The organism is Stenotrophomonas nitritireducens (assembly GCF_050984405.1).
GTDB classification, from domain to species: Bacteria; Pseudomonadota; Gammaproteobacteria; order Xanthomonadales; family Xanthomonadaceae; genus Stenotrophomonas; species Stenotrophomonas nitritireducens_B.
Map to the genome: position 1 here is coordinate 2260808 of NZ_CP158790.1, position 22128 is coordinate 2282935.

Consider the following 22128-nt stretch of genomic DNA (forward strand, 5'->3'; position numbering starts at 1 on the left):
TAGTCACCTAGTAGCTAGCATTAGCACTGTATTCCCCTGGTGTGGTGTCCAGTTGCTGTCAGCCCCACGTATGGATGAGGGCCGGGACATCCGAGGTGCACCCAGCCCTCATTTTAGGATCTACCTGCTTGCTACTCTCTGCTTGAAGGGGGCGACCTTGCTAGCGGCGTTAGCTTTCAGCGTGTCGAGGTAATCCGCCCAAGCCTGCATCATCTTTCGGCGCTCCTCCAGGTACTGAGCTTGGTTGTAGATTCCGCGCACTCCCGGCATCTTGTGGGTCAGCGCCGATTCGATTGCATCAGGATTCCAGCCGCCCATCTCATTGAGCATGGTGCTAGCCATGTGCCGGAAGCCATGAATGGTGCTTTCGTCCTTCTCGATGCCGCAGCGTCGTGCCGCTACAAGGATGGCATTGCCGGACATGTGCTTGCGCGGGTCACGTCCGCCAGGGAAAACGAACTCGCCGCGCCCGGTAAGGGGATGCAGGTCGCGCAGGATTTCCACTGCTTGTGAGGAAAGAGCGCCGATGTGGGTGCGTTTGGTCTTGGTCACGAAGTAGCGCCATTGGCCTGCATCCAAGTCCAACTCGGTCCACCTCATGCGGACAAGTTCGCCGGGGCGGGCGAACAGCAATGGGGCTAAGCGCAGCGCGCTCCGAACAATCGGTCTGCTGGTGCTGCTGTCGATCTTCCTAAGTAGGGCGGTCGCCGCTGCCGGAGTCGTCGCGGCGGCGAATGGCATCGGGCGCCACGGCGTCAGCGCGCCCTTTAGGGCTCCGGTCGGGTCGCCGTCGGCTCGTCCAGTCCTCACGGCGTAACGGAAGATCGCTCCGCAGGTCTGTAGGGCGCGATGGGCAGTCTCGATGGCTCCGCGCTGCTCGATCCTCTCCAGATGCTTCAGTAGCTCTGGCGCAGTGATGGTCCCGACTGGGCGGCTGCCGATCCATGGGAAGATGTCACTCTCCAAGCGGCGGATGATCTTGTCCGCGTATTGGGTGCTCCATTCTTTCTGCTGCTTGGCGAACCATTCGCGGGCGACGACCTCGAAGCTGTTGGCGGCTGCGGCCTCGCCAGCGGCCTTGACTGCCTTCCTCTGTTCGCCCGGGTCGATCTTGGCTGCAATCTGGCGGCGTGCTTCTGCAAGCCTCTCGCGTGCGTCCGCAAGGCTCACTTCCGGGTAGGTGCCGAATGAAATCGTATTGCGCTTGCCCGTGACGGGGCGGCGGTAGTCGTAGCGCCACCAGCGTGCGCCATCCGGTCGTAGCAGTAGGTACAGGCCGTTGCCATCGCGCAGCTTCTGCGGCTTGTCGGCAGGCTTCGCCTTGCGGATGGCGGTATCGGTGAGAGGCATCGGGCAGCTCCTTGACGGTAACAGGCTAAGGGAGTGCCCTGGCTACCGCCAAATCTACCGCCTCTTACCGCCGGATTCGGCCGGTCTGGGCTGGACTGCGCTGGATACGAAAAAGGCCGGAAAGTCCTTAAAATCAGGTCTTTCCAGCCTTGGTCGCACCGTCTAGGACGGAAATTTGGTGGAGCCAGGGAGGATCGAACTCCCGACCTCGTCATTGCGAACGACGCGCTCTCCCAGCTGAGCTATGGCCCCGTATTCACGGTGATTACAGTGCGCTGGACGAGGGTGGGACCCCGCCAGCCGTGTGACTGTTTCACATGGCCCGCGAATTCTAACGCGATGCCGGCGCCGGCGCCAAGAGGGGAAGCAGCAACGCCTGCAGCTGGTCGCGGCGCCAGCCGCCGAGCGCGGCCGGCCAGTCGCCGCCGTCGAGCAGCGCTTCCAGGTGCCGGCGCGAGGCGAGCAGGCCGTCGGGCAGGCCGAGTTCGGCCGTGCGGCGGGCCACCGCATCCTGCAGGCGCTTGAGCATGGCCTTGTTGCCGTCGGTGGCGGCCAGCGCCTGCGGCGCCTGGTCTTCGTCGGGCAGCGGCGTCTGCAGGGTCTGCCACACCGCCTGCGCCAGCTTGCGCGGCGCCTTGGGGAAACGCTCGAACAGCCGCAGCAGGGCGTCGTAGTCGGACGGCGGCGTGCGCGCCAGCGCCGTGGCCAGTTCGTTGTCCAGGATCCAGCTGCGCGGCCGGTCGCTGTGCCGGGCCTGCTGGTCACGCCAGCGCAGCAGCCGCAGCAGGCGGCGCTGCGCGTCCGGCTCCAGGAACTGCGCCGCGCGCATGGACAGGTGCGGCCATTGTTCGGCCTCGTCGTTCTCCACCGACGCCAGCAGGCGCCGCGCGTCGTCCTGCAGCCATGCCTGGCGGCCGAGTTCGTGCAGGCGCGCGTCGATCGCGTCGTGCAGCGCGAACAGGTATTCGACATCGTCGGCGGCGTATTCGAGCTGCGCGTCCGACAACGGTCGGCGCATCCAGTCCGAGCGGGTCTCGCCCTTGGGCAGGGCGACGCCGGTGACCTGCGCGACCAGCTTCTGGTAGCCCATGCCGCCGCCGATGCCCGCCAGCGCGGCCCCGATCTGGGTGTCGAACAGCGGGCGCGGCAGCGCGCCGCAGGCGCACTTGAACGCGACCAGGTCCTCGCTGGCGCTGTGCATGACCTTGAGGATGGACGCGTCTTCCAGCCATGGGCGCAGGGCGTCGGTCATGCCTGGCGCCAGCGGGTCGATCAGCAGGATTTCATCGTCCACCGCCATCTGCACCAGCGCCAGCTGCGGCCAGTAGGTGCGTTCGCGGATGAACTCGGTGTCCAGCCCGATGCGGTCGGGGCGCTGGCGGTAGCGTTCTTCCAGTTCCGCCGGGTGTTTGATCCAGTGAGCCACGTGTATTCCATCAACTGCAGGGTTTGCCCAGGCAGGCGAGAATAGCCTAACGTCGCAGCGCACCCGAGCGCGCCGAGCCTGTAACGGAGGAAGTTTGCGTACAACCGGCCCCCTGGCCTGCGTGGCCCTGTCCGCCGCGCTGGCGTGCGCCGCCTGCCGGCAGGACGCGCCGCCGGCGTCCGCGCCGCAGCCCGTCGTGGCCGAGGCGGTGCCGGCCATCGCCGCGCTGGAGCCGCAGGCGGTGGCGACGCCGGAAACCGGCGTCGTGGCGCTGCCGGCCTGGGCGCCGCCGGTGGTCGAGCTGCATGCGGACGATGTGCGCGCCGCGCTGCGCCGCGCGGCAACCGCGCTGGACGAAGGGCGGCTGTACCGCACCGCGGACGATGCCGTTCCGCTGTACCTGGCCGTGCTGTCGCTGCGTCCGCAGGAGCGCGAGGCCAGGCGCGGGCTGGAGAAGGCGCGGGCAAGCCTGCTGGCATCGGCGCGCGCGCTGCTGGAGCGGCCGGACGAACAGCGCCGGGCGCTGGCCGAAGCCGCCGAGCAGGTGGCGGTGCTCGTCCACCTGGCGCCGGAGGGGCGCGCCGAACGGGAGCTGCAGCAGCGCGTGGAGGCGGCGCGGCGCCTGCTGGCGCTGAACCTGGCGGGCGAGGAGGCGCTGCGCGGCGGCGACCTGGACGGGGCCGCGGCTGCCTTCGCGCAGGTGCTGGAACTGGATGCGGACAACAGCCGCGCCCGGCAGGGCCGGGCGGCGCTGGAAAGCGCGCTGATCCGGCAGGCGGAAAGCGCGGCGGGCCACGCCGATTTCGACGCGGCGCTGGAGGGCCTGCGCCGCGCCGCGCGCGTGCGCGGGGACGCGCCGACGGTGGCCGATGCGCGGGTGCGCATCGAGGCCATGCGCGCGGCGCAGCTGGCCGCGCTGCGCGATGGCGGGCTGCGCGACCTCACTTCGCCCAAGGGGCTCAAGGACGCGCGCGAGAAGCTGGAGCAGGCGCTGCGCATAGCCGTGCCCGGCGACGCCGCGGTGGCGGTGCTGCGGCAGCGGATCGATCTGGTCGCGCACTACGGCAGCTTCCGCCCCGGCCAGGTGTTCACCGATGCCCTGCAGGATGGCGGGCGCGGGCCGCAGATGGTCGTCGTCCCGCACGGCGGTTTCCAGATGGGCGCCGGCAACGACGAGCCGGGTGCCGGCGACGCCGAGCGCCCGCAGCACTACGTGCGCTTCGACCGTGGCTTCGCCATGTCGATCACCGAGGTCACCGTGGCCGAGTTCGGCCGTTTCGTGGCGGCGACGAACGCGCGTCCGCGCGCGACCCGGCGCGGGCATTCCGTGGTCTACGACGAGCGCAGCGGCAATTTCGTGCGCCGCAACGGCGCCGACTGGCGGGCCGGCTACAACGGCGCCAAGGCGCCGCCGGACAATCCGGTCATGCACGTGAGCGTGCGCGACGCCGAGGCCTACGCGGCGTGGTTGTCGGCGCAGACCGGCCGCTACTACCGGCTGCCCAGCGAGGCGGAGTTCGAGTACGCGCTGCGCGCCGGTACGAGCGGCCGCTACCCCTGGGGCAACGCGGGCGTACCGCCGGAGGGCAGCGGCAATTTCACCGGCAGCAAGGACGTCTCGCCCAGCGGCCGCCACTGGAAGAACGCATTCATCGGCTACGGCGACGGCTACTGGGGCGCCGCGCCGGTGGCCAGCTTCCGCGCCAATGGCTGGGGCCTGCACGACATGGCCGGCAACCTCAGCGAATGGGTGGCCGACTGCTGGCATGCCAGCTACCGGCGCGCGCCCGCCGATGGCGCGGCCTGGTACAACCCGGGCTGCCGGCAGCGCGTGGTGCGCGGCGGCAACTGGGCCAACGCCCCCGAGCAGACCCGCGCCGCCTGGCGGCTGTCGCAGGACTCGGACGTGACCAGCGCACGCATCGGCTTCCGGCTGGTGCGCGGCATCTGAGGCGGCGCTACCATCGCGGTCGGCAGGCTTGGTGCGCCGCGCCTCACAGGGAAGGTCATGAAAGTCAAAGTGTTCGCTTTCTCGATGCCGTATTTTTCGCTTACATGGAAAATCGATCCGAATGAAGTCGAGTTGACGGTGGCGGACTGGCTGGCGCGCAACCCGGATGCCAAGGTGGTCGCCATCAAGCACGACGCCGTCACCAGTTTCTGGTATCCGCCCCAGTTGTTCGTCTGCCTCTATCACGAATGAAACGCTGCACGGCAGGCGGCATGGCGGGTCGGGGCCGCAGGGGCCCGCTTCATTCCGGCCGATGCTGCCGCGCGCTGCAGCAAGACCCCATCAACGGAGACTTCCGATGCGACAGGACCCTCTCGGCAACCAAGGCAATCCACGCCGCCGCGGCGTGGGCGGCGGCCTGCGCTGGCTGATCCTGATCGGCTTTGCGATCTACGGCGGTTGCTACTACTTCGGCAACCGCACGGTGGACCCGTATACCGGCGAGAAGGTGCTGATCGACAAGACGCTCGACGCCGAGGGCGAGAAGGCGCTGGGCCTGCAGGCCTACCAGCAGATCATGGCGCAGGAGCGGCCGGTCGACCCCAACACGCCGGTTGCGCGGCAGATCCGCGAGATCGCCCAGCGCCTGATCGCCAAGGTCGAACCGGTGGAGGCGGCATTGGCGGCCGAGCACGGGCAGGCGCCCAACCGTTTCTCGCAGGGCTTCGACTGGGAAGTGAACGTGCTGCAGTCCGACCAGGCCAATGCGTTCTGCCTGCCGGGCGGCAAGATGGCGGTCTACACCGGGCTGGTGCCGGTGGCGCGCAACGCCGATGCGATGGCGGTGGTGATGGGCCACGAGATCGCCCACGCGCTGCTGCGCCACGGCGCGCAGCGCATGGCCCAGCAGAAGCTGACCGAGATCGGGCAGATGGCCGGTGCCGCCGGCGGCATGGACGCGCAGCAGCAACAGATGCTGATGTCGGCCTTCGGTTACGGCTACCTGCTGCCGTATGCGCGCAGCCACGAGACCCAGGCCGACGAAGTGGGGCTGATGCTGGCCGCCGCGGCCTGCTTCAACCCGGAAGAGGCGGTGCCGCTGTGGGAGCGCATGGGCGCGGCCAGCGGTGGGCAGGCGCCGCCGGAGTTCGCCTCGACCCACCCCAATCCCGGCACCCGCATCCAGAACCTGCAGGCGCTGATGCCCAAGGCGATGGAGTACCGGCAGCGGTTCTGCGAGAGCGCGAAGGCGAACTGAGGAATTGCCGGCACGCTCGCAGGAGCGGCTTCAGCCGCGACGGGGCATTGCAGGGAAAGCCCCATCGCGGCTGAAGCCGCTCCTACGTTGCTGCCATGGTGTGGCTTATGTGCCGACGACCTGCACGTCCACCGCGCTGTCGCCGACGCTCATGCGGGCATCTCCATGGTTGCGTCGGCTGCCTGCTCGTAGGTGCCGGGCTTGCCCGGCACGGGGCTTCATCGGCAAAGCCCATGCGGGGCAAGCCCCGCATCTTATCTGTTCGTGATCAGGCAATTTAGGTGTCGAGAGCCGACGTGGGCCACCGTCCCCGCTCTGGATCCGCAGCGATCGTTCCGTAGCAAGGTGCCCACGCCGGAATCTCCCTGATCCGCCCGAACAGTTGCTCGAGTAGGCGCTCGTAGTGATAAGACTGGGCAAGCGGGGGAGCTCTCGACCCTTCCAGCCTAACGGAGTTCTGCCATGAACGGGATCGGGATCGATGTGAGCAAGGCCACGCTGGATGTGGCGGTCCACCAAGGCGGCCACCGGTCCTTTGCCAACACTGCCACCGGCCACCGCAAGCTGATTCTCTGGCTGAAGACCCTGCCGGTTCGGCAGGTGGTGCTGGAGCCTACCGGAGGCTATGAACAGGATGTGCTCGATACCCTGCATGCGGCGGGACTGCCGGTAGTGCGGGCCAATGCCCGCCAGGTCCGGGACTTTGCCCGGGCCACGGGGCAACTGGCCAAGACCGACCGTCTGGATGCGGCAGTCTTGGCCCATATCGCCCAGGTCCTGGATCTGCCGGCGTACCAACCACCGGCCCCGTGGCAGCGGCGCCTGGCCGAGCATGTGCAAAGCCGACGGCAGGTGGTGCAGTTGCTGGTCCGGGCGGAACAACAGCTGCGGGCGGTGAAGGATCGAGCGCTGCGCCGGATGCTGCAGGGCAACCTCACTCAACTGCGCAAGAGCAAAGACTTCCTGGACCAGCAGATCGCCCAACAGGTCAGCGAGCAGCCGCAGCTGCACGCCCTGCAGACCCTCAAGGGGGTCGGACCGGTCTTGCTGGCAGTGCTGGCCAGCCAGCTTCCGGAACTGGGGAAGCTGGATGGCAAGGCGGTCGCCAAACTGGTCGGTGTGGCGCCGCTGGCGCACGACAGTGGCACGATGCGCGGTACCCGCCGCATCTGGGGCGGAAGGGCCGACATCCGTCAGGCCCTGTATATGTCGGCGCTGTCGGCCTTGCGGCACGAACCGCGCCTGCGCGACTTCTATCAGTGCCTGCGCGCTCGCGGCAAGGCCGCCAAGGTGGCCATCGTGGCCGTCATGCGAAAGATGCTGGTGATCCTCAATGCCCGGGCACGCGATGCAGGGATACCTCGCCAAGCAGGAGCATGACGAACACAGTTGCTACGAGGTCTGCTCTCCGGCGACGACCTGTACGTCCACCGCGCCGTCGCCGACGCTCATGCGGGCATCTCCATGGTTGCGTCGGCTGCCTGCTCGTAGGTGCCGGGCTTGCCCGGCACAGGGCTTCACCGGTAAAGCCCATGCGGGGCAAGTCCCGCATCTACGAGGTCTGCTCTCCGGCGACGACCTGCATGTCCACAGCGCCGTCGCCGACGCTCATGCGGGCATCTCCATGGTTGCGTCGGCTGCGTGTCTCGTAGGTGCCGGGCTTGCCCGGCACGGGGCTTCATCGGCAAAGCCCATGCGGGGCAGGCCCGGCAGCTACGGAGTCTGCTCTCCGGCAACGACCTGTACGTCCACCACGCCGTCGCCCACCCGCGCCTGCAGCGCATCGCCGGGCTGGACCTGAGTGGTGGAGCGCACCAGCGCGCCGTCGTCGGCGCGGGTGAGGATCGTATAACCACGCGCGACGGTGGCCAGCGGGCTCACCGCTTCCAGCGAGCGGGCGATGCCGCGCAGGTGCAGGGCATCGCGCTGCAGCTGCCGCGCCATGGCCGCCTGCGCGCGCGGTGCCAGCGTTTCCAGGCGCCGGCGCAGCAGTTCCAGCCGGCGTGCCGGCTGCACCGCGCGCAGCACCGAGTGGCCATGCGCCAAGCGCGCGCGGCGCTGCTCCAGCTGCCGTCGCCAGAACGCATGCAGGCGCGCGGACAGCGCTTCCTGGCGGTGCCGCAGCAGCGCCAGCCGCGCCTGCGGACCCTGCGCCTGCAGGCGCAGCGCGGCGCGGTCGGCGCGCTGCATGGCCTGTCCCAATGCGTGCGCCTGCAACTGCGCCAGCCGCTGCTGCAGGCGGCGCACGCGCGCTTCGAGGTCGCGCCGGTCCGGCACCAGCAGTTCGGCCGCGACCGACGGCGTGGGCGCGCGCAGGTCGGCGGCGAAATCGGACAGGCTGAAATCGGTCTCGTGACCGACCGCGGAGACGACCGGCGTCGTGCTGGCGGCGATGGCGCGCGCCAGCTGCTCGTCATTGAACGCCCACAGGTCTTCCAGCGAACCGCCGCCGCGGGTGAGCAGGATGGCGTCGTAGCGACCGCTGGCGTCGGCGCGGCGCAGCAGCGCGGTGATCTGCGCGGCCGCGGTTTCGCCCTGCATCAGGCTCGGCAGCAGCTCCACCTCCAGCAGCGGAAAGCGTCGCGCCAGCACGCTGAGCACGTCGCGCACCGCCGCGCCGCTGGGCGAGGTGATCACCGCCAGCCGGCGCACGTGGGCCGGCAGCGGCCGCTTGCGTTCCGGGTCGAACAGGCCCTCGGCCTGCAGCCGCGCCTTGAGTTCCTCGAAGGCGCGGCGCAGCGCGCCTTCGCCGGCTTCCTCCATGTGGTCCAGCACCAGCTGGTACTCGCCGCGCGCCTCGTACAGGGTGAGGCGGCCGCGCGCCAGCACGCGCAGGCCCTCGCGCGGAACGAATTTCAGCCACTGGCTCTTGGGCCGGAACATCGCCGCGCGCACCTGCGCGCGCGCGTCCTTCAGGGTGAAGTACAGGTGTCCCGACGACGGGCGGCTGACATTGCCGAGTTCGCCTTCCACCCACACCAGCGGGAACGCGCCCTCGATCAGGTCGCGGGCGAGCGTATTGAGCTGGCTGGGGGTGAGGATGGGGTCCATGTGCGGCGCAGCGAAAACGGAAGGCTATTGTTCCTGCGTGCGGGCGGCAATGCCATGGTCGCGACAGACCGCCGTAGGAGCGGTTTCAGCCGCGAAGGGGGCTTTCCCAGGTACTCCTTTGCCGCCTGGCGCGGAAAATCCAGTGCACAAAGCCCCATCGCGGCTGAAGCCGCTCCTACGCGGGGTCGTGGTTTTCGTCGTGGCAACGCAGCGCCCACGCCACATGCTCGCGCACCAGTTCGGATGGATGGTCGAGACGGCTTTCCAGCGCCTGCCGCGCGGCGGACGAGGGCGCCGCGTTGCCCAGCGCCACGGCGATGTTGCGCAACCAGCGCTCGTGGCCGCTGCGGCGGATCGGGCTGCCCTCGGTGCGGCGCAGGAACTCGTCTTCCTCCCAGGCGAACAGTTCCGGCAGCGTGGCCGTGTCCAGATCGTTGCGCGCGCGGAAATCGGGCTCGTCGGTGCGGCGCGCGAACTTGTTCCACGGGCACACCAGCTGGCAGTCGTCGCAGCCGTAGATGCGGTTGCCCATCAGCGGGCGCATCTCCAGCGGGATGGCGCCGTCGTGTTCGATGGTCAGGTAGGAAATGCAGCGGCGCGCGTCCAGCCGGTGCGGGGCGATGATCGCCGCGGTCGGGCAGACGTCGATGCAGCGCGTGCAGGTGCCGCAATGCGCGCTGGCCGGCGCGTCCACCGGCAGCGGCAGGTCGACGTAGATTTCGCCGAGGAAGAACCACGAACCGCCTTCCTTGTCGATCAGGCAGGTGTGCTTGCCGATCCAGCCCAGGCCGGCGTTGCGCGCCAGCGCGCGTTCGAGCACCGGCGCCGAATCGACGAATACGCGGTGCCCGAACGGGCCGACTTCGGCGGCGACACGCTCGGCCAGTTTCTGCAGGCGGTTGCGCATCAGTTTGTGGTAATCGCGGCCCAGCGCGTAGCGCGCGACGTAGGCACGCCCGGCATCGTTCAACGTGGCCCAGGCCTCGGCATCGTCCTTGTGGCCATAGTCCAGCCCGACCGAGATCACCCGTACCGTGCCCGGCAGCAGTTCCTGTGGCCGCGCGCGCATCGCGCCGTGCCGCGCCATCCACTCCATCGTCCCGTACAGGCCCTTGCCCAGCCAGTCGGCCAGGTGCGCCTCGTCGTCGCGCAGTTCGATGCCGCTGATGCCGCAGCGCTGGAAGCCGGCCTCGCGCGCGAGCTGGCGGATGCGCAGCGACAGCTGCGCCATGTCGGCGGTGGAAACGGCCTCGGGCATGGCGCAAGTATAGAATCGCGGCCATGAACCAGCCTGCCGGATTGTTCGATACCGCCGCCGCGCGCCGCATCGACGCGCAGGCCACCGCCGCGCTGGGCGGCGACGGTTACGTGCTGATGCAGCGCGCCGGGCAGGCCGCTTGGCAGTGCGCGCTGCAGTACTGGCCGCAGGCGCGGCGCATCGTCGTGGTCTGCGGGCCGGGCAACAACGGCGGCGACGGGTATGTGCTGGCGCGGCTGGCGCGCCAGTCGGGCCGCCAGGTATGGGTGCTGCACCTGCCGGAGCATGCGCCGCGCACGCCGCTGGCGCAGCGCGCCTGCACCGACTATCTGGCCATCGGCGGGCAGGTGAAACTCTCCAGCGATTGCCTGCGCGAAGCCGACTTGGTCGTCGATGCCCTGTTCGGCATCGGCCTGGACCGCGCGCCGGACGACGCCGCCGCGGAACTGATCGCCGCGGTCAACGCCGCCGGCGCGCCGGTGCTGGCGCTGGACGTGCCCAGCGGCGTCGACGCTGCAAGCGGTGCGGTGCCGGGCGCGGCGATCCACGCCGCGCGCGTGCTGCAGTTCATCGTGCCGCATCGCGGGCTGCATACCGGCGCCGCGCTGGAACGGGCCGGGCAGCGCCTGCTGGCCGGGCTGGATGTTCCGGCCGCGGCTTTCGACGGCATCGGACCCGCCGCGTCGCGCTGGAGCGAGGCGGTGCTGCCATCCCAGCTGCCGCCGCGGCGGATCGATACGCACAAGGGCGAGTCCGGGCATGTGCTGTGCGTGGGCGGCAACCACGGCAGCGGCGGCGCGGTGATGCTGTGCGCCGAGGCGGCGCTGCGCAGCGGTGCGGGACTGGCCAGCGTCGCCACGCGCGCGGCGCATGTGGCGCCGCTGCTGGCGCGCTGCCCCGAGGCGATGGCGCACGGGGTCGAAGACGCCTTCGACCTGGCGCCGCTGCTGGCACGCGCCGGTGTCGTCGCACTGGGACCGGGGCTGGGCCAGGATGACTGGGCGGAACGCTTGTGGGCGGCGGCGCTGGACGGCGGCAGGCCGCTGGTGGTCGATGCCGATGCGCTGAACCTGCTGGCGCAGCAGCCGCGTCCGCTGGCGCAGGCGGTGCTCACCCCGCATCCGGGCGAAGCGGCGCGCCTGCTCGATGTCGATACCGCCACGATCCAGCGCGATCGTTTCGCCGCGGCGCAGGCGATGGCGGAACGTTTTTCCGCCGTGGTCGTGCTCAAGGGCGCGGGTACGGTGGTGGCCGCGCCGGCGCAACCGCCACGGGTGATCGCCGCGGGCAACCCGGGCATGGCGGTGGGCGGCATGGGCGACCTGCTGACCGGCGTGATCGCCGCGCTTCTGGCGCAGGGGCTGGCGCCGTTCGACGCGGCCGCCACTGGCGCGCTGCTGCACGGGCTGGCCGGCGACGCCGCCGCCGGCGCGGCGCAGCGTGGCCTGCTCCCGCGCGACCTGCTGCCGCACCTGCGCGCGCGGGCCAATCCATAATGGCCGCCATGATCGAACTGTTCCTTCCCGATGCCGCGGCCACCGACCAGCTGGGGCAGGCGCTGGCCGCGACCCGGCCGACGCCGGCGATGATCCACCTGCAGGGCGACCTGGGCGCCGGCAAATCCACCCTGGCGCGGGCGCTGCTGCGCGCACTGGGCGTGCAGGGCGCGATCCGCAGCCCCACCTACACCCTGGTCGAGCGTTATCCGTTGCCGGCCGGCGAGGCCTGGCACCTGGACCTGTACCGGATCGGCGATGCCGGCGAGCTGGATTTCCTGGGACTGGACGAGGCCACGGCCGACCTGTGGCTGGTCGAATGGCCCGAACGCGGCAGCGGTGCGCTGCCGCCGGTGGACCTTCAGGTGGCGCTGGACATGCAGGGGCAGGGGCGCCGCGCGCGCCTGCAGGCGGGCTCTCCGGCCGGCCAGGCGTGGCTGGCGCACCTGGCGCAATCGGGCCACTTGCAGGGGCTTCCTGCCGCCTGACGGAAGGAAAGTGTGGCAGGTTGCGGATTATTAAGGGAAAAGGTGTTGCAATTACGCAATTCCGGTGATTGAATCCGCCCCATGCCCACGGGAAGCCGCCTGACCGCCCTGTCTGCCCTCGTCGCCGGACTCTGTCTGGCCAGCGCTTCGGCGTGGGCGGGCGAAATCCGCAGCGTCGCCCTGCAGACCGGCGCCACCGGTACCCGCGCCGAGATCCAGCTGGCCGGCGGTGGCAGCTACAAGACCCTCTCGCTGGCCGGGCCGAACCGCCTGGTCGTCGATTTCCCCGATTCGACCGCCGTGCGCGGACTCAAGCTGCCCGCCGCCGCTGGCGTCGTCACCGCGGTGCGCACCGGCACGCCGACGCCGGGTACCTTCCGCGTCGTGTTCGACCTGGCCGAGTCGGTGGCGGCGTTCCGGCCGCAACTGCAGGGGCAGGGCGCCGAATCGCGGCTGCTGATCGAGTGGCCGGGCGAGGCGCAGGTGGCGGGTACGTCGCCGGCTGCCCCGGCGGCCGCGCCTTCTCCGCAGCCCCAGGCCACCGGCGCCGAGGCGCGGCAGGAGGCGGCCCGCGCCACGGCGGCGCTGACCGCGGCCGTGGTCCAGCAGGCGACGGCCACGCCGCCTCCCACGGTTTCCCCGGCGCCGGCTCCCGTCGCCGCGAATGGCACTGCGCCGTCGCCCGCCGCCATCCTCAATGGCCAGGGCGTGACCCCGGCGGTCTCCGCCGGCGCGCCCGCCAACCCGCCGGCCAGCGCCGTGGCGGCGACGCCGTCGCCGGCCGCGCAGGCTCCGGCCGTCGAGCAGCCGACGCCGCGTCCGGTGATGCCCAGCGACGCGGCGCGCATCCGCATGCAGGCGGGCATGCGCCCGCTGGTGGTGGCGATCGACGCCGGCCATGGCGGCCAGGATCCCGGCGCCATCGGCCCGACCGGCAAGCGCGAGAAGGACGTCACCCTGGCGGTGGCGCGCGAACTGGCGCGGCAGGTCAACGCCACGCCCGGCCTGCGCGCCTACCTGACCCGCGATACCGACGTGTTCATCCCGCTGCCGATGCGCGCCCAGCGCGCACGCGCGGCCAAGGCCGACATCTTCATCTCGATCCATGCCGACGCGGCCGAGAACCGCGCGGCCACCGGTTCGTCGGTGTACGTGCTCTCCACCAAGGGCGCCTCCTCGCAGCGCGCGCGCTGGCTGGCGGACAAGGAAAACGCGGCCGACCTGATCGGCGGCGTCAGCCTGGGCAAGACCGAGGGCACCCTGGCCAACGTGCTGCTGGACCTGGCCCAGAGCGGCAACATGAAGGCCTCCGAGGACGCGGCCAGCCACGTGCTGGGCGGCCTGAAGCGGATCGGCAACAACCACAAGCCGAACCTGGAACGCGCCAACTTCGCGGTGCTGCGCACCTCGGACATGCCGGCGATGCTGGTGGAAACGGCCTTCATCTCCAATCCGGACGAAGAGCGCCGCCTGACCGATCCGGCCTACCAGCGCCGCATCGCCGGGGCCGTGCTCGATGGCGTGCACACCTATTTCAGCCGGCAGCCGCCGCCGGGCACGCTGTTCGCCGCCCGCGCGCAGGCCGAGATGGAAGCGGCCGCGGGTACCGTGGCCGGCGGCAGCAAGTAAGAAAGCCGCGCGGCGCCGGCGGTTGGCCGGAACCCCGCGTTGTTCACGTCTCCGGAAGCCGGCCAGTGGCCGGCGCTGCCTTGGACGTGCGTGCGAAAGCCGGCCGGGCCCGCGGCGCCCGCAGCCGCAGCGATGGTTGCGAGGGGCACAATGCCCGCTCCGCATCGACGGCCGTGGCGCGACGGCGCGTAGCGAGGGCGCGTCCAGCGGCTATCATCTGCCGATGCCAGATTTCCACCTGATTTCCCTGCGTTCCCCCGCCTGTTTCCCGCCTCGCGCCGCAGGCGGTGCGGCATGAGCGCGATCCGTCCGCTGCCCGAGATCCTGATCAACCAGATCGCCGCCGGCGAGGTGGTCGAACGCCCCGCGTCGGTGGTCAAGGAACTGGTCGAGAACGCGCTCGACGCCGGCGCCACCCGCGTCGACATCGATCTGGAGGAAGGCGGCGTGCGCCTGATCCGCATCCGCGACAACGGTGGCGGTATCGCCGCCGAGCAGCTGCCGCTGGCGGTATCGCGCCACGCCACCAGCAAGATCGCCTCGCTCGACGACCTGGAGTCGGTCGCCACGCTCGGTTTCCGCGGCGAGGCGCTGCCGTCGATCGCTTCGGTCAGCCGTTTCACCCTGGCCTCGCGCCAGCCGCAGGACGAGCACGGCGCCGCGCTGCAGATCGAGGGCGGCAAGATCGGCGAGGTGGCGCCGCGCGCGCATGCGCCGGGCACCACCGTGGAAGTGCGCGAGCTGTTCTACAACGTGCCGGCGCGGCGCAAGTTCCTGCGCGCCGAGCGCACCGAACTGGGCCACATCGAGGAATGGCTGCGCTCGCTGGCGCTGGCGCGCCCGGACGTGGAGCTGCGCGTCTCGCACAACGGCAAGCCGTCGCGCCGCTACAAGCCCGGCGACCTGTATTCGGACGCGCGCCTGGGCGAGACGCTGGGCGAGGATTTCGCGCGGCAGTCGCTGCGCGTGGACCACAGCGCGGCCGGCCTGCGCCTGCACGGCTGGATCGCGCAGCCGCAGTACTCGCGCGCCAGCGCCGACCAGCAGTACCTGTACGTCAACGGCCGTTCGGTGCGCGACCGCAGCGTCGCCCACGCGGTGAAGATGGCCTACGCCGACGTGCTCTTCCACGGCCGCCAGCCGGCCTACGTGCTGTTCCTGGAGCTGGACCCGGCGCGCGTGGACGTCAACGTGCACCCGGCCAAGCACGAGGTGCGCTTCCGCGACGCGCGGCTGATACACGATTTCGTCTACCGCACGCTCAAGGACGCGCTGGCCGAAACCCGCGCGGGCATGGAGCCGACCGGCGGCATGCCGGCACCGGCGGTCGATGCGATGCCATCGTCGTTGCCCGGCGGCGGGCAGGGCGGCGGTTACCTGCTGTCGCGGCCTTCGGGCAGCGCCGGCGGTGGCTGGCAGCCGCGGCAGTCGCCGCTCGGACTGCAGGTGGCCGAGGCGCCCTCGGCTTACGCCGCCCTGTACGCGGCGCCTGCCGATGCCGGAATGTCCGCATCGCATGCCGACAGCGGCCCCGGCCTGCCGCCCACCGCGGCCGACAGTGGCGTGCCGCCGCTGGGCTATGCCATCGCCCAGTTGCACGGCATCTACATCCTGGCCGAGAACGCCGACGGCCTGATCGTGGTGGACATGCACGCCGCGCACGAACGCATCGGCTACGAGCGCCTGAAAACCGCGCACGACGGCATCGGCCTGCACGCGCAGCCGCTGCTGGTGCCGATCACCCTGGCGGTGGGCGAGCGCGACGCAGACACCGCCGAGCGCGAAGCGGCGACGCTGTCCGAACTCGGTTTCGAGGTGACCCGTTCCGGTCCCGGCTCGCTGCATGTGCGCAGCATTCCCGCGCTGCTGGCCAGCGCCGAGCCGGAAGGCCTGCTGCGCGACGTGCTCACCGACCTGCGCGAACACGGCCAGAGCCGGCGCGTGGCCAGCGCCCGCGACGAGCTGCTCTCGACCATGGCCTGCCACGGCGCGGTGCGCGCCAACCGGCGCCTGACGGTTCCGGAAATGAACGCCCTGCTGCGCGACATGGAAGCCACCGAGCGTTCCGGGCAATGCAACCACGGCCGCCCGACCTGGGCGCGCTTTTCGCTGGCGGAGATCGACCGCTGGTTCCTGCGGGGACGTTGACGATGACACGATGGCGATGCGCGGCGGTGCTGCTGGCGATGGCGATGGCGATGGCTGGTTGCGACAGCGGGGAGCGCCCGGCGGCCGATGCGGACGCGCCGCGCTTCGATCCCACGTTCCTGATGAACAACGACATCTGGCGCGAGCAGCGCCAGGCCGAGCTGCTCGCGCCCGACGGCTGGACCAGCCTGGTCGGCCTGCACTGGCTGGAACTGAAGGCGCACTACGTCGGCAGCGGCAGCACCAGCGGCATCCGCCTGGCGATGGGCCCGCCGCGCCTGGGGCTGGTGACGCGCGACGGCGGCGGGTATTGGTTCACGCCCGAAGCCGGCGTCGCGGTGCAGGTCGATGGACAGCCGGTGAAGGGACGCATCCCGTTCCACGCCGACGATGCGCCCGCACCCACGGTCATCACGTTCGACGACGGCAAGGGCGCGATGAGCCTGATCCACCGCGGACAACGCCACGCGCTGCGGGTGAAGCATGCCGACGCGCCGGCGCGCCTCCATTTCGGCCGTCTGGACTACTGGCCGGCGGATACGTCCTGGCGCATCACCGCGCGCTTCGTGCCGCACGACGCCGGCAAGACGATGCCGGTGGTGGACATCACCGGCCTGACCACCGAGCAGGCCAACGCCGGAGCCATCGAGTTCGAGCGCGATGGCCGCACCTGGCGGCTGGAAGCGCTGGGCGAACCGGGCCGGCCGCTGTTCGTGATCTTCGCCGACCGCACCAGCGGCCGCGGCAGCTATGCCGCCGGCCGCTACATCGACCTGGAGGTGCCGGACGGGAAGAGCCAGGTGGTGATCGACTTCAACCGCGCCTACAACCCGCCGTGCGCATTCACCCCGTTCGCCACCTGCCCGTTGCCGCCGCCGGAAAACCGCCTGGACCTGCCGGTCGAGGCGGGCGAAAAAACCTATGTGAAACCGGACAAGGGAGAGTCGGCATGAAATGGATGACCCGGGCCGCGGCCCTGCTGCTGGGTTCGGCAATGCTGTTGGGCGCGCCGGCGACGGTGACGGCGCGACAGGCCGAACCGGCCCCCCGGCCGGCCCATGCGCCGCCAGTGCCGCTGCTGTGGAAGGCCAGCGGGCCCAAGGGCGCCGAGCTCTACCTGCTGGGCTCGTTCCACCTGCTGCGTGCGGACGACTATCCGCTGTCGACGGACGTGGACAAGGCCTTCGACGCGTCGGACAGACTGCTGTTCGAACTGGCGCCGGAGGAAATGAACTCGCCCGTGCTGGCCACGCAGATGGCGCAGGCCGCGCTGCGCCGCGATGGTCGCCTGCTCAAGGACGAACTGGATACGGACACCTGGCGCCGGCTGCAGGCCTATGCGGCCGCCAACGGCCTGCCGCTCGACCGGCTGGCCGGGCTCAAGCCTTGGTTCGTCGGGCTGACCATCAGCCTGGGGCAGATGGCGCGACAGGGGCTGGACGCGCAAGCCGGGCTGGACCGGCACCTGATGGCGCGCGCCGCCACCGCCGGCAAGCCGGCGCAGGGGCTGGAGAGCGCCGCCGCGCAGATCGCCATGCTCGACGGCATGAACGCCGACGAACAGCGCCAGCTGCTGCGCGAGGCGCTGGAGCAGGTGGACAAGGGCGACGAACAGAGCCGGCGCCTGCACGATGCCTGGCGCCGCGGCGACGACGTGACCCTGTGGCGCGACATGGCCGCGCAGATGAAACGCGACTATCCGGCGCTGTACCGGCGCATCAACACCGAGCGCAACGATGCCTGGCTGGAACCGCTGCAGCAGCGCCTGCAGGCGGGACAGGGCACGACGCTGGTGGTGGTCGGCGCGCTGCACCTGCTCGGCAGCGATGGCGTGGTCGAGAAGCTGCGCGCGAAGGGCTACAAGGTCGAGCGGATCTGTTCGGCCTGCGCGCCGGCGCCCGCCGCCGCGCGGCGTGCGTCCCCGATCAAGGCGCCCGCGGCACGCGCGCGGAGCTGAGAACGCACGGCGCGCCCATCCGGGCGCACAAATGCGAAGGCCGACGCTTGCGTCGGCCTTCTTGTCTTCAGCGGTTGCCGCGGGTCTTGCCGCCCGGCGGCGGTGGCGGCGGTGGCGGCGGCTCGGGCGCCTTGCCGCCGGCGGCCGGCGGCCGGCCGAAACCGGCGCCCATGCTGCGCTGGAATTCCTGCCACAGCTCCAGGTTGCGCTCGGTGAGCTGGTTCATCATCGCCCACGGCGTCTGTCCGAGCAGGTTGCCCATCTGCTGGCGGAACTGCTGCTGCTGGTCGAGGAACACCTGCATGCTGCGCTCCAGGTAATTGCCCATGAAGCCCTGCAGCGAATCGCCATAGAAACGGATCAACTGGCTCAGCAGCTGCGTGGACAGCATCGGCTCGCCGTCCTGCTCCTTGTCGGCGATGATCTGCAGCAGCACCGAACGGGTCAGGTCCTCGCCGCTCTTGGCGTCGCGGACCTCGAAGTCCTCGCCGTCCAAGATCAGCTGGCGGACGTCCTCGATGGTGATGTAGCTGGAGATCTCGGTGTCGTAGAGCCGCCGGTTGGGATACTTCTTGATGATGCGGGTCGCAGCCATTAAGCAGTCACTCTTCCTTCACGGTAGACGCGCAGCATGGCGCAGTGCAGCAGGCCTTGCAACCGCCATAAGTACGGGGTGCGGGCCGCTGCGGGCGGTGTCCGCGGTGCCGTGCAGCATGAATGCATGGTGCGCAGCATGATCCGGCCGTGGCCGCCGCCCGCGTGGCGCGGGCGCGGCCGGGACGGGCGTCACCAGCCCATGTGGTGGCCGCCGTTGATGTCCAGGTTGGAGCCGGTGATCCAGGCCGCTTCCTCGGCCACCAGGAACGCCACCGCGTAGGCGATTTCCTCCGGCTTGCCGAGGCGGCCGGTAGGAATGTCGGCGATGATCTTGGCGCGCACTTCCTCCGGCACCGCCATCACCATGTCGGTGGCCACGTAGCCGGGCGAGATGGTGTTGACGGTGATGCCGAAGCCGGCGTTCTCGCGTGCCAGGGAGATGGTGAAACCGTGCATGCCGGCCTTGGCCGCGGCGTAGTTGGCCTGGCCGTACTGGCCCTTGAGGCCGTTGATCGAGCTGATCTGGATCACCCGGCCCCAGCCGCGCCGGCGCATGCCCTCGATGACCGGACGGGTGACGTTGAACACGGAGTTGAGGTTGGTGTTGATCACCTCGTGCCACTGCTCCGGGCTCATGCGGTGGAAGGTGGTGTCGCGGGTGATGCCGGCGTTGTTGACCAGGATATCCACCGGCCCCATGCCGGCTTCCACCGCCTGCACCAGCTCGCGGCCGCCATCGGGCGTGGATACGTCGCCGGGGAACAGGGCGATGTCGTAGCCCTTGGCGCGCATCTGCTGCTGCCAGAGGCCGGCCTTGTCGGCGTTGCGGAAATTGGTGGCGACACGATGGCCCTGGTCGGCCAGACGCTGGCAGATCGCGGTACCGATACCGCCGGTGCCGCCGGTGACCAGTGCAATACGGGATGTCGTCATGGGATGCGCTCCAGGCGCAGGCGCTGGGGAACGTCCGATTCTATGTGAACTGGGCGCCGTCACGGCAACGGCGGAGCGGCGGCGATCGAACCGCGGCGCAGGCGGTCCGGCCGGAAGGCGCTTGCCGCGCGTTCCAGCAGCGCCGGCAGCGTGCCGATGCCCTCCAGTTCCGCCGCGTCCTGGCCGAGCGCGGTCCACAGCCAGCGCAGCGTCGGCAACGGATCGCCGGGATCGACCGGCCGCGCGGCTAGCGACTTGGACAGCTTGGCGCCCTGCGCGTCGAGCAGCAGCGGCAGGTGCAGGTAGCGCGGCTGCGGCAGGCCCAGCGCGCGCTGCAGCAGGATCTGCCGCGGCGTGGAATCGATCAGGTCGGCGCCGCGCACGACATCGGTGATGCCCTGGTCGGCATCATCCACCACCACCGCCAGCTGGTAGGCCCAGCAGCCGTCGGCGCGCAGCAGCACGACATCGCCGACCTCGCGGTCCACCCACTGTTCGAAGCGGCCCTGCAGGCCGTCGTCGAAGGCGACGTGGCTGTCGTCGGGCACGCGCAGGCGGATCGCCGGATGCGGCCGCTCGCGGCCGGCAACGCAGTGGCGGTGGACGCCGTGCTGGCCGGCCAGGTCGGTGCGGCTGCAGTGGCAGGGGAAGGCCGTGCCGCCGGCCAGCAGGCGCTCGATGGCCGCCTGGTAGAGCGCATGGCGCCGGCTCTGGTACTGCACCGCTTCGTCCGGCTGCAGGCCGAACGCGGCCAGCGTCGCCAGCTGCGACGCGGCGGCGCCGGCCACCTCACGCGGCGGGTCCACGTCCTCGATGCGCACCAGCCACTGCCCGCCGGCATGCCGCGCCAGCAGCCAGCTGCCGAAAGCGGCCAGCATCGACCCCAGGTGCAGGGGGCCGGTGGGCGAGGGGGCGAAGCGGCCGCGGTAGGGGGAGGAAGGCATCGACGTGGAAGGCAGCGAAGCTGAATCGTCGGTCAGAATCGCGCTTGAATTCAACCTGTCCGCACCGCAGATTTAGCGCGTTCATCCAACCTCTATCGGACCCTTCCGCATGTTTACCCGTATCGGCCTGTTCCTGTTGACCAACTTTGCCGTGCTGATCCTGGCCGGCATCGTGATGTCCGTGCTGGGCGTCAATCCGGCGCAGATGAGCGGCCTGCTGGTCATGGCCGCGATCTTCGGCTTCGGCGGTTCCATCATCTCGCTGCTGCTGTCCAAGTTCATGGCCAAGCGCGGTACCGGCGCGGTGGTCATCACCGAACCGCGCAACCAGACCGAGCGCTGGCTGCTGGACACCGTGGCGCGCCAGGCCAAGGCCGCCGGTATCGGCATGCCGGAGGTGGCGGTGTACGACGGCCCGGAGATCAACGCCTTCGCCACCGGCGCCAACCGCAACAACGCGCTGGTGGCCGTGTCCACCGGCCTGCTGCACAACATGAGCGAGGACGAGGCCGAGGCGGTGCTGGGCCATGAGATCTCGCACGTGGCCAACGGCGACATGATCACCATGGCGCTGCTGCAGGGCGTGCTGAACACCTTCGTGATCGTGCTGGCGCGCGTGGTCGGCGGCATCATCGACAGCGCGCTGTCGGGCAACCGCGACAGCGGCCGCGGCTTCGCCTACTACATCATCGTGTTCGTGCTGGAGATGGTGTTCGGCCTGTTCGCGACGATGATCGCGATGTGGTTCTCGCGTCGCCGCGAGTTCCGCGCCGACGCCGGCGGCGCCAACCTGGCCGGCCGCCAGAAGATGATCGCCGCGCTGGAGCGGCTTAAGCTCAACCACGGCCAGAGCACGCTGCCGACGCAGATCGCGGCGTTCGGCATCGCCGGGGCGACGGCGAAGAAGCTGTTCCTGAGCCATCCGCCGCTGGAGGAGCGCATCGCGGCCCTGCGGTCTTCGACGGTGGTGTGATCGGTTCGACAACCCGCAGTATCCCAAGGACGCCCGGCAGATGCCGGGCGTTTTTCATTGGAGCAACGCTTTCGTTCTTGCTTGTGTCTTGGCTCCTGAGCTTTTGACTTCGTATCCCCTTCCGCAGCGACGGAGCCGACGGACAAGACCCCGAAGGGGCGACGTGCAGGGACGCACGTCGTTTTTCGACACGACATGGATGTCGTGTCGAAAAATCCCGGCGGCGGAGTGGACCCAGCACGCGCAGCGGGCTGGGCGCGTAGGCAGGGGCGTGTTTCTTTTGGCTATCTTTTCTTTGCACGAGCAAAGAAAAGTAGCTCGCGCCCCGAAGGGGAGCGAAAGCCTTTGATCCTGCTTCCGCCCTTGCTCTGGCTTCCCTTGGAGGCCTGTGCCAAAGCGGATAGTCAAAGGGCCAGCCCAGAGATCAAGGTAGGGCCACGGCATAGGCTAAGGCAGGGACCAACGCAGGGACAAAGGCAGAGGCCAAGCATGAAAGCGGAAGCTTGAAAGCAGAGCTTTCGCCCCTGCTTCGCAGGAGCGAGTTACTTCTCTTTGCTCGTGCAAAGAGAAGTAACCAAGAGAAACACGCCCCTGCCTCCGCGCCCACGGCACTGCGTGCCGTGGGTCCACTCCGCCAGCGGGATTTTTCGACGAGACATCCATGTCTCG

At 70.1% G+C, this 22128-nt stretch carries 18 protein-coding genes and 1 tRNA gene; 11 read left to right on the forward strand and 8 right to left on the reverse strand.

Annotation, left to right across the window (positions count from 1 at the left end):
* Positions 1-120 precede the first annotated feature (120 nt).
* The 3 genes from ABTV91_RS09865 to rnd form a co-directional block, all read right to left on the reverse strand.
* Positions 121-1350 (reverse strand): tyrosine-type recombinase/integrase, encoded by a 1230-nt coding sequence (locus ABTV91_RS09865; RefSeq protein WP_433851271.1) that lies wholly within the window; start codon positions 1348-1350, stop codon positions 121-123.
* A 176-nt stretch (positions 1351-1526) separates the two neighbouring features.
* A tRNA-Ala gene (locus ABTV91_RS09870) sits at positions 1527-1602 on the reverse strand.
* Between the two features lie 79 nt (positions 1603-1681).
* On the reverse strand, positions 1682-2776 hold the full coding sequence (gene rnd, locus ABTV91_RS09875) for a ribonuclease D (RefSeq protein WP_433851272.1): 1095 nt from the start codon (positions 2774-2776) through the stop codon (positions 1682-1684).
* Between the two features lie 94 nt (positions 2777-2870).
* Between rnd and ABTV91_RS09880 the strand changes: the two genes are divergently transcribed.
* The 4 genes from ABTV91_RS09880 to ABTV91_RS09895 all read left to right on the forward strand — a co-directional run bounded on the left by ABTV91_RS09880 (position 2871) and on the right by ABTV91_RS09895 (position 7365).
* Positions 2871-4727: a formylglycine-generating enzyme family protein gene (locus ABTV91_RS09880; RefSeq protein WP_433851273.1), complete on the forward strand. Its 1857-nt coding sequence runs from the start codon at positions 2871-2873 to the stop codon at positions 4725-4727.
* 57 nt (positions 4728-4784) lie between these two features.
* On the forward strand, positions 4785-4979 hold the full coding sequence (locus ABTV91_RS09885) for a hypothetical protein (protein WP_433851274.1): 195 nt from the start codon (positions 4785-4787) through the stop codon (positions 4977-4979).
* A 106-nt stretch (positions 4980-5085) separates the two neighbouring features.
* Positions 5086-5985: a M48 family metallopeptidase gene (locus tag ABTV91_RS09890; RefSeq protein WP_433851275.1), complete on the forward strand. Its 900-nt coding sequence runs from the start codon at positions 5086-5088 to the stop codon at positions 5983-5985.
* A 462-nt stretch (positions 5986-6447) separates the two neighbouring features.
* On the forward strand, positions 6448-7365 hold the full coding sequence (locus ABTV91_RS09895; protein WP_433851276.1) for an IS110 family transposase: 918 nt from the start codon (positions 6448-6450) through the stop codon (positions 7363-7365).
* Between the two features lie 333 nt (positions 7366-7698).
* Here ABTV91_RS09895 and xseA read toward each other — a convergent pair whose 3' ends face one another.
* Both xseA and queG read right to left on the reverse strand, forming a co-directional pair.
* Positions 7699-9036 carry an exodeoxyribonuclease VII large subunit gene (gene xseA / locus ABTV91_RS09900; protein WP_433851277.1) on the reverse strand — a complete coding sequence of 446 codons (1338 nt, stop codon included), beginning with the start codon at positions 9034-9036 and terminating at the stop codon, positions 7699-7701.
* A gap of 175 nt (positions 9037-9211) precedes the next feature.
* Positions 9212-10294, reverse strand: coding sequence for a tRNA epoxyqueuosine(34) reductase QueG (gene queG / locus ABTV91_RS09905; protein WP_433851278.1), 1083 nt, complete (start codon positions 10292-10294; stop codon positions 9212-9214).
* Positions 10295-10317: 23 nt separating this feature from the next.
* On the opposite strand from queG, the gene ABTV91_RS09910 reads away from it, so the two are divergent.
* The 6 genes from ABTV91_RS09910 to ABTV91_RS09935 all read left to right on the forward strand — a co-directional run bounded on the left by ABTV91_RS09910 (position 10318) and on the right by ABTV91_RS09935 (position 18012).
* Positions 10318-11790: an NAD(P)H-hydrate dehydratase gene (locus ABTV91_RS09910; RefSeq protein ID WP_433851279.1), complete on the forward strand. Its 1473-nt coding sequence runs from the start codon at positions 10318-10320 to the stop codon at positions 11788-11790.
* Positions 11791-11798: 8 nt separating this feature from the next.
* Positions 11799-12278, forward strand: coding sequence for a tRNA (adenosine(37)-N6)-threonylcarbamoyltransferase complex ATPase subunit type 1 TsaE (tsaE, locus tag ABTV91_RS09915; RefSeq protein ID WP_433851280.1), 480 nt, complete (start codon positions 11799-11801; stop codon positions 12276-12278).
* Between the two features lie 81 nt (positions 12279-12359).
* Positions 12360-13907: an N-acetylmuramoyl-L-alanine amidase gene (locus tag ABTV91_RS09920; protein WP_433851281.1), complete on the forward strand. Its 1548-nt coding sequence runs from the start codon at positions 12360-12362 to the stop codon at positions 13905-13907.
* Positions 13908-14201: 294 nt separating this feature from the next.
* Positions 14202-16055: a DNA mismatch repair endonuclease MutL gene (gene mutL / locus ABTV91_RS09925; RefSeq protein WP_433851282.1), complete on the forward strand. Its 1854-nt coding sequence runs from the start codon at positions 14202-14204 to the stop codon at positions 16053-16055.
* 2 nt (positions 16056-16057) lie between these two features.
* On the forward strand, positions 16058-17008 hold the full coding sequence (locus tag ABTV91_RS09930; RefSeq protein ID WP_433851283.1) for a DUF1684 domain-containing protein: 951 nt from the start codon (positions 16058-16060) through the stop codon (positions 17006-17008).
* Positions 17005-18012 (forward strand): TraB/GumN family protein, encoded by a 1008-nt coding sequence (locus tag ABTV91_RS09935; RefSeq protein WP_433851284.1) that lies wholly within the window; start codon positions 17005-17007, stop codon positions 18010-18012. The genes ABTV91_RS09930 and ABTV91_RS09935 overlap by 4 nt, the downstream gene beginning before the upstream one ends.
* A 67-nt stretch (positions 18013-18079) precedes the next feature.
* On the opposite strand, the gene phaR is transcribed toward ABTV91_RS09935, so the two are convergent.
* From phaR to gluQRS, 3 genes are all read right to left on the reverse strand, one after another.
* Positions 18080-18607, reverse strand: coding sequence for a polyhydroxyalkanoate synthesis repressor PhaR (phaR, locus tag ABTV91_RS09940; protein ID WP_433851285.1), 528 nt, complete (start codon positions 18605-18607; stop codon positions 18080-18082).
* Positions 18608-18798: 191 nt separating this feature from the next.
* Positions 18799-19542: a beta-ketoacyl-ACP reductase gene (locus ABTV91_RS09945; RefSeq protein ID WP_433851286.1), complete on the reverse strand. Its 744-nt coding sequence runs from the start codon at positions 19540-19542 to the stop codon at positions 18799-18801.
* A gap of 59 nt (positions 19543-19601) precedes the next feature.
* Positions 19602-20486: a tRNA glutamyl-Q(34) synthetase GluQRS gene (gluQRS, locus tag ABTV91_RS09950; protein WP_433851287.1), complete on the reverse strand. Its 885-nt coding sequence runs from the start codon at positions 20484-20486 to the stop codon at positions 19602-19604.
* 109 nt (positions 20487-20595) lie between these two features.
* Between gluQRS and htpX the strand changes: the two genes are divergently transcribed.
* Entirely contained in the window at positions 20596-21459 is an 864-nt protein-coding gene (gene htpX, locus ABTV91_RS09955; RefSeq protein WP_433851288.1) for a protease HtpX, read from the forward strand.
* The last annotated feature ends 669 nt before the right edge of the window (positions 21460-22128 follow it).

Excerpts from the sequence above, each read along its gene's own strand:
- htpX (WP_433851288.1), top strand. The coding sequence starts at position 20,596 with ATGTTTACCCGTATCGGCCTGTTCCTGTTGACCAACTTTGCCGTGCTG.
- ABTV91_RS09920 (WP_433851281.1), top strand. The coding sequence starts at position 12,360 with ATGCCCACGGGAAGCCGCCTGACCGCCCTGTCTGCCCTCGTCGCCGGA.
- ABTV91_RS09945 (WP_433851286.1), bottom strand. The coding sequence starts at position 19,542 with ATGACGACATCCCGTATTGCACTGGTCACCGGCGGCACCGGCGGTATC.
- ABTV91_RS09865 (WP_433851271.1), bottom strand. The coding sequence starts at position 1,350 with ATGCCTCTCACCGATACCGCCATCCGCAAGGCGAAGCCTGCCGACAAG.
- xseA (WP_433851277.1), bottom strand. The coding sequence starts at position 9,036 with ATGGACCCCATCCTCACCCCCAGCCAGCTCAATACGCTCGCCCGCGAC.
- queG (WP_433851278.1), bottom strand. The coding sequence starts at position 10,294 with ATGCCCGAGGCCGTTTCCACCGCCGACATGGCGCAGCTGTCGCTGCGC.
- ABTV91_RS09890 (WP_433851275.1), top strand. The coding sequence starts at position 5,086 with ATGCGACAGGACCCTCTCGGCAACCAAGGCAATCCACGCCGCCGCGGC.
- ABTV91_RS09910 (WP_433851279.1), top strand. The coding sequence starts at position 10,318 with ATGAACCAGCCTGCCGGATTGTTCGATACCGCCGCCGCGCGCCGCATC.
- ABTV91_RS09930 (WP_433851283.1), top strand. The coding sequence starts at position 16,058 with ATGACACGATGGCGATGCGCGGCGGTGCTGCTGGCGATGGCGATGGCG.
- mutL (WP_433851282.1), top strand. The coding sequence starts at position 14,202 with ATGAGCGCGATCCGTCCGCTGCCCGAGATCCTGATCAACCAGATCGCC.
- ABTV91_RS09885 (WP_433851274.1), top strand. The coding sequence starts at position 4,785 with ATGAAAGTCAAAGTGTTCGCTTTCTCGATGCCGTATTTTTCGCTTACA.
- ABTV91_RS09895 (WP_433851276.1), top strand. The coding sequence starts at position 6,448 with ATGAACGGGATCGGGATCGATGTGAGCAAGGCCACGCTGGATGTGGCG.
- phaR (WP_433851285.1), bottom strand. The coding sequence starts at position 18,607 with ATGGCTGCGACCCGCATCATCAAGAAGTATCCCAACCGGCGGCTCTAC.
- gluQRS (WP_433851287.1), bottom strand. The coding sequence starts at position 20,486 with ATGCCTTCCTCCCCCTACCGCGGCCGCTTCGCCCCCTCGCCCACCGGC.
- ABTV91_RS09935 (WP_433851284.1), top strand. The coding sequence starts at position 17,005 with ATGAAATGGATGACCCGGGCCGCGGCCCTGCTGCTGGGTTCGGCAATG.
- tsaE (WP_433851280.1), top strand. The coding sequence starts at position 11,799 with ATGATCGAACTGTTCCTTCCCGATGCCGCGGCCACCGACCAGCTGGGG.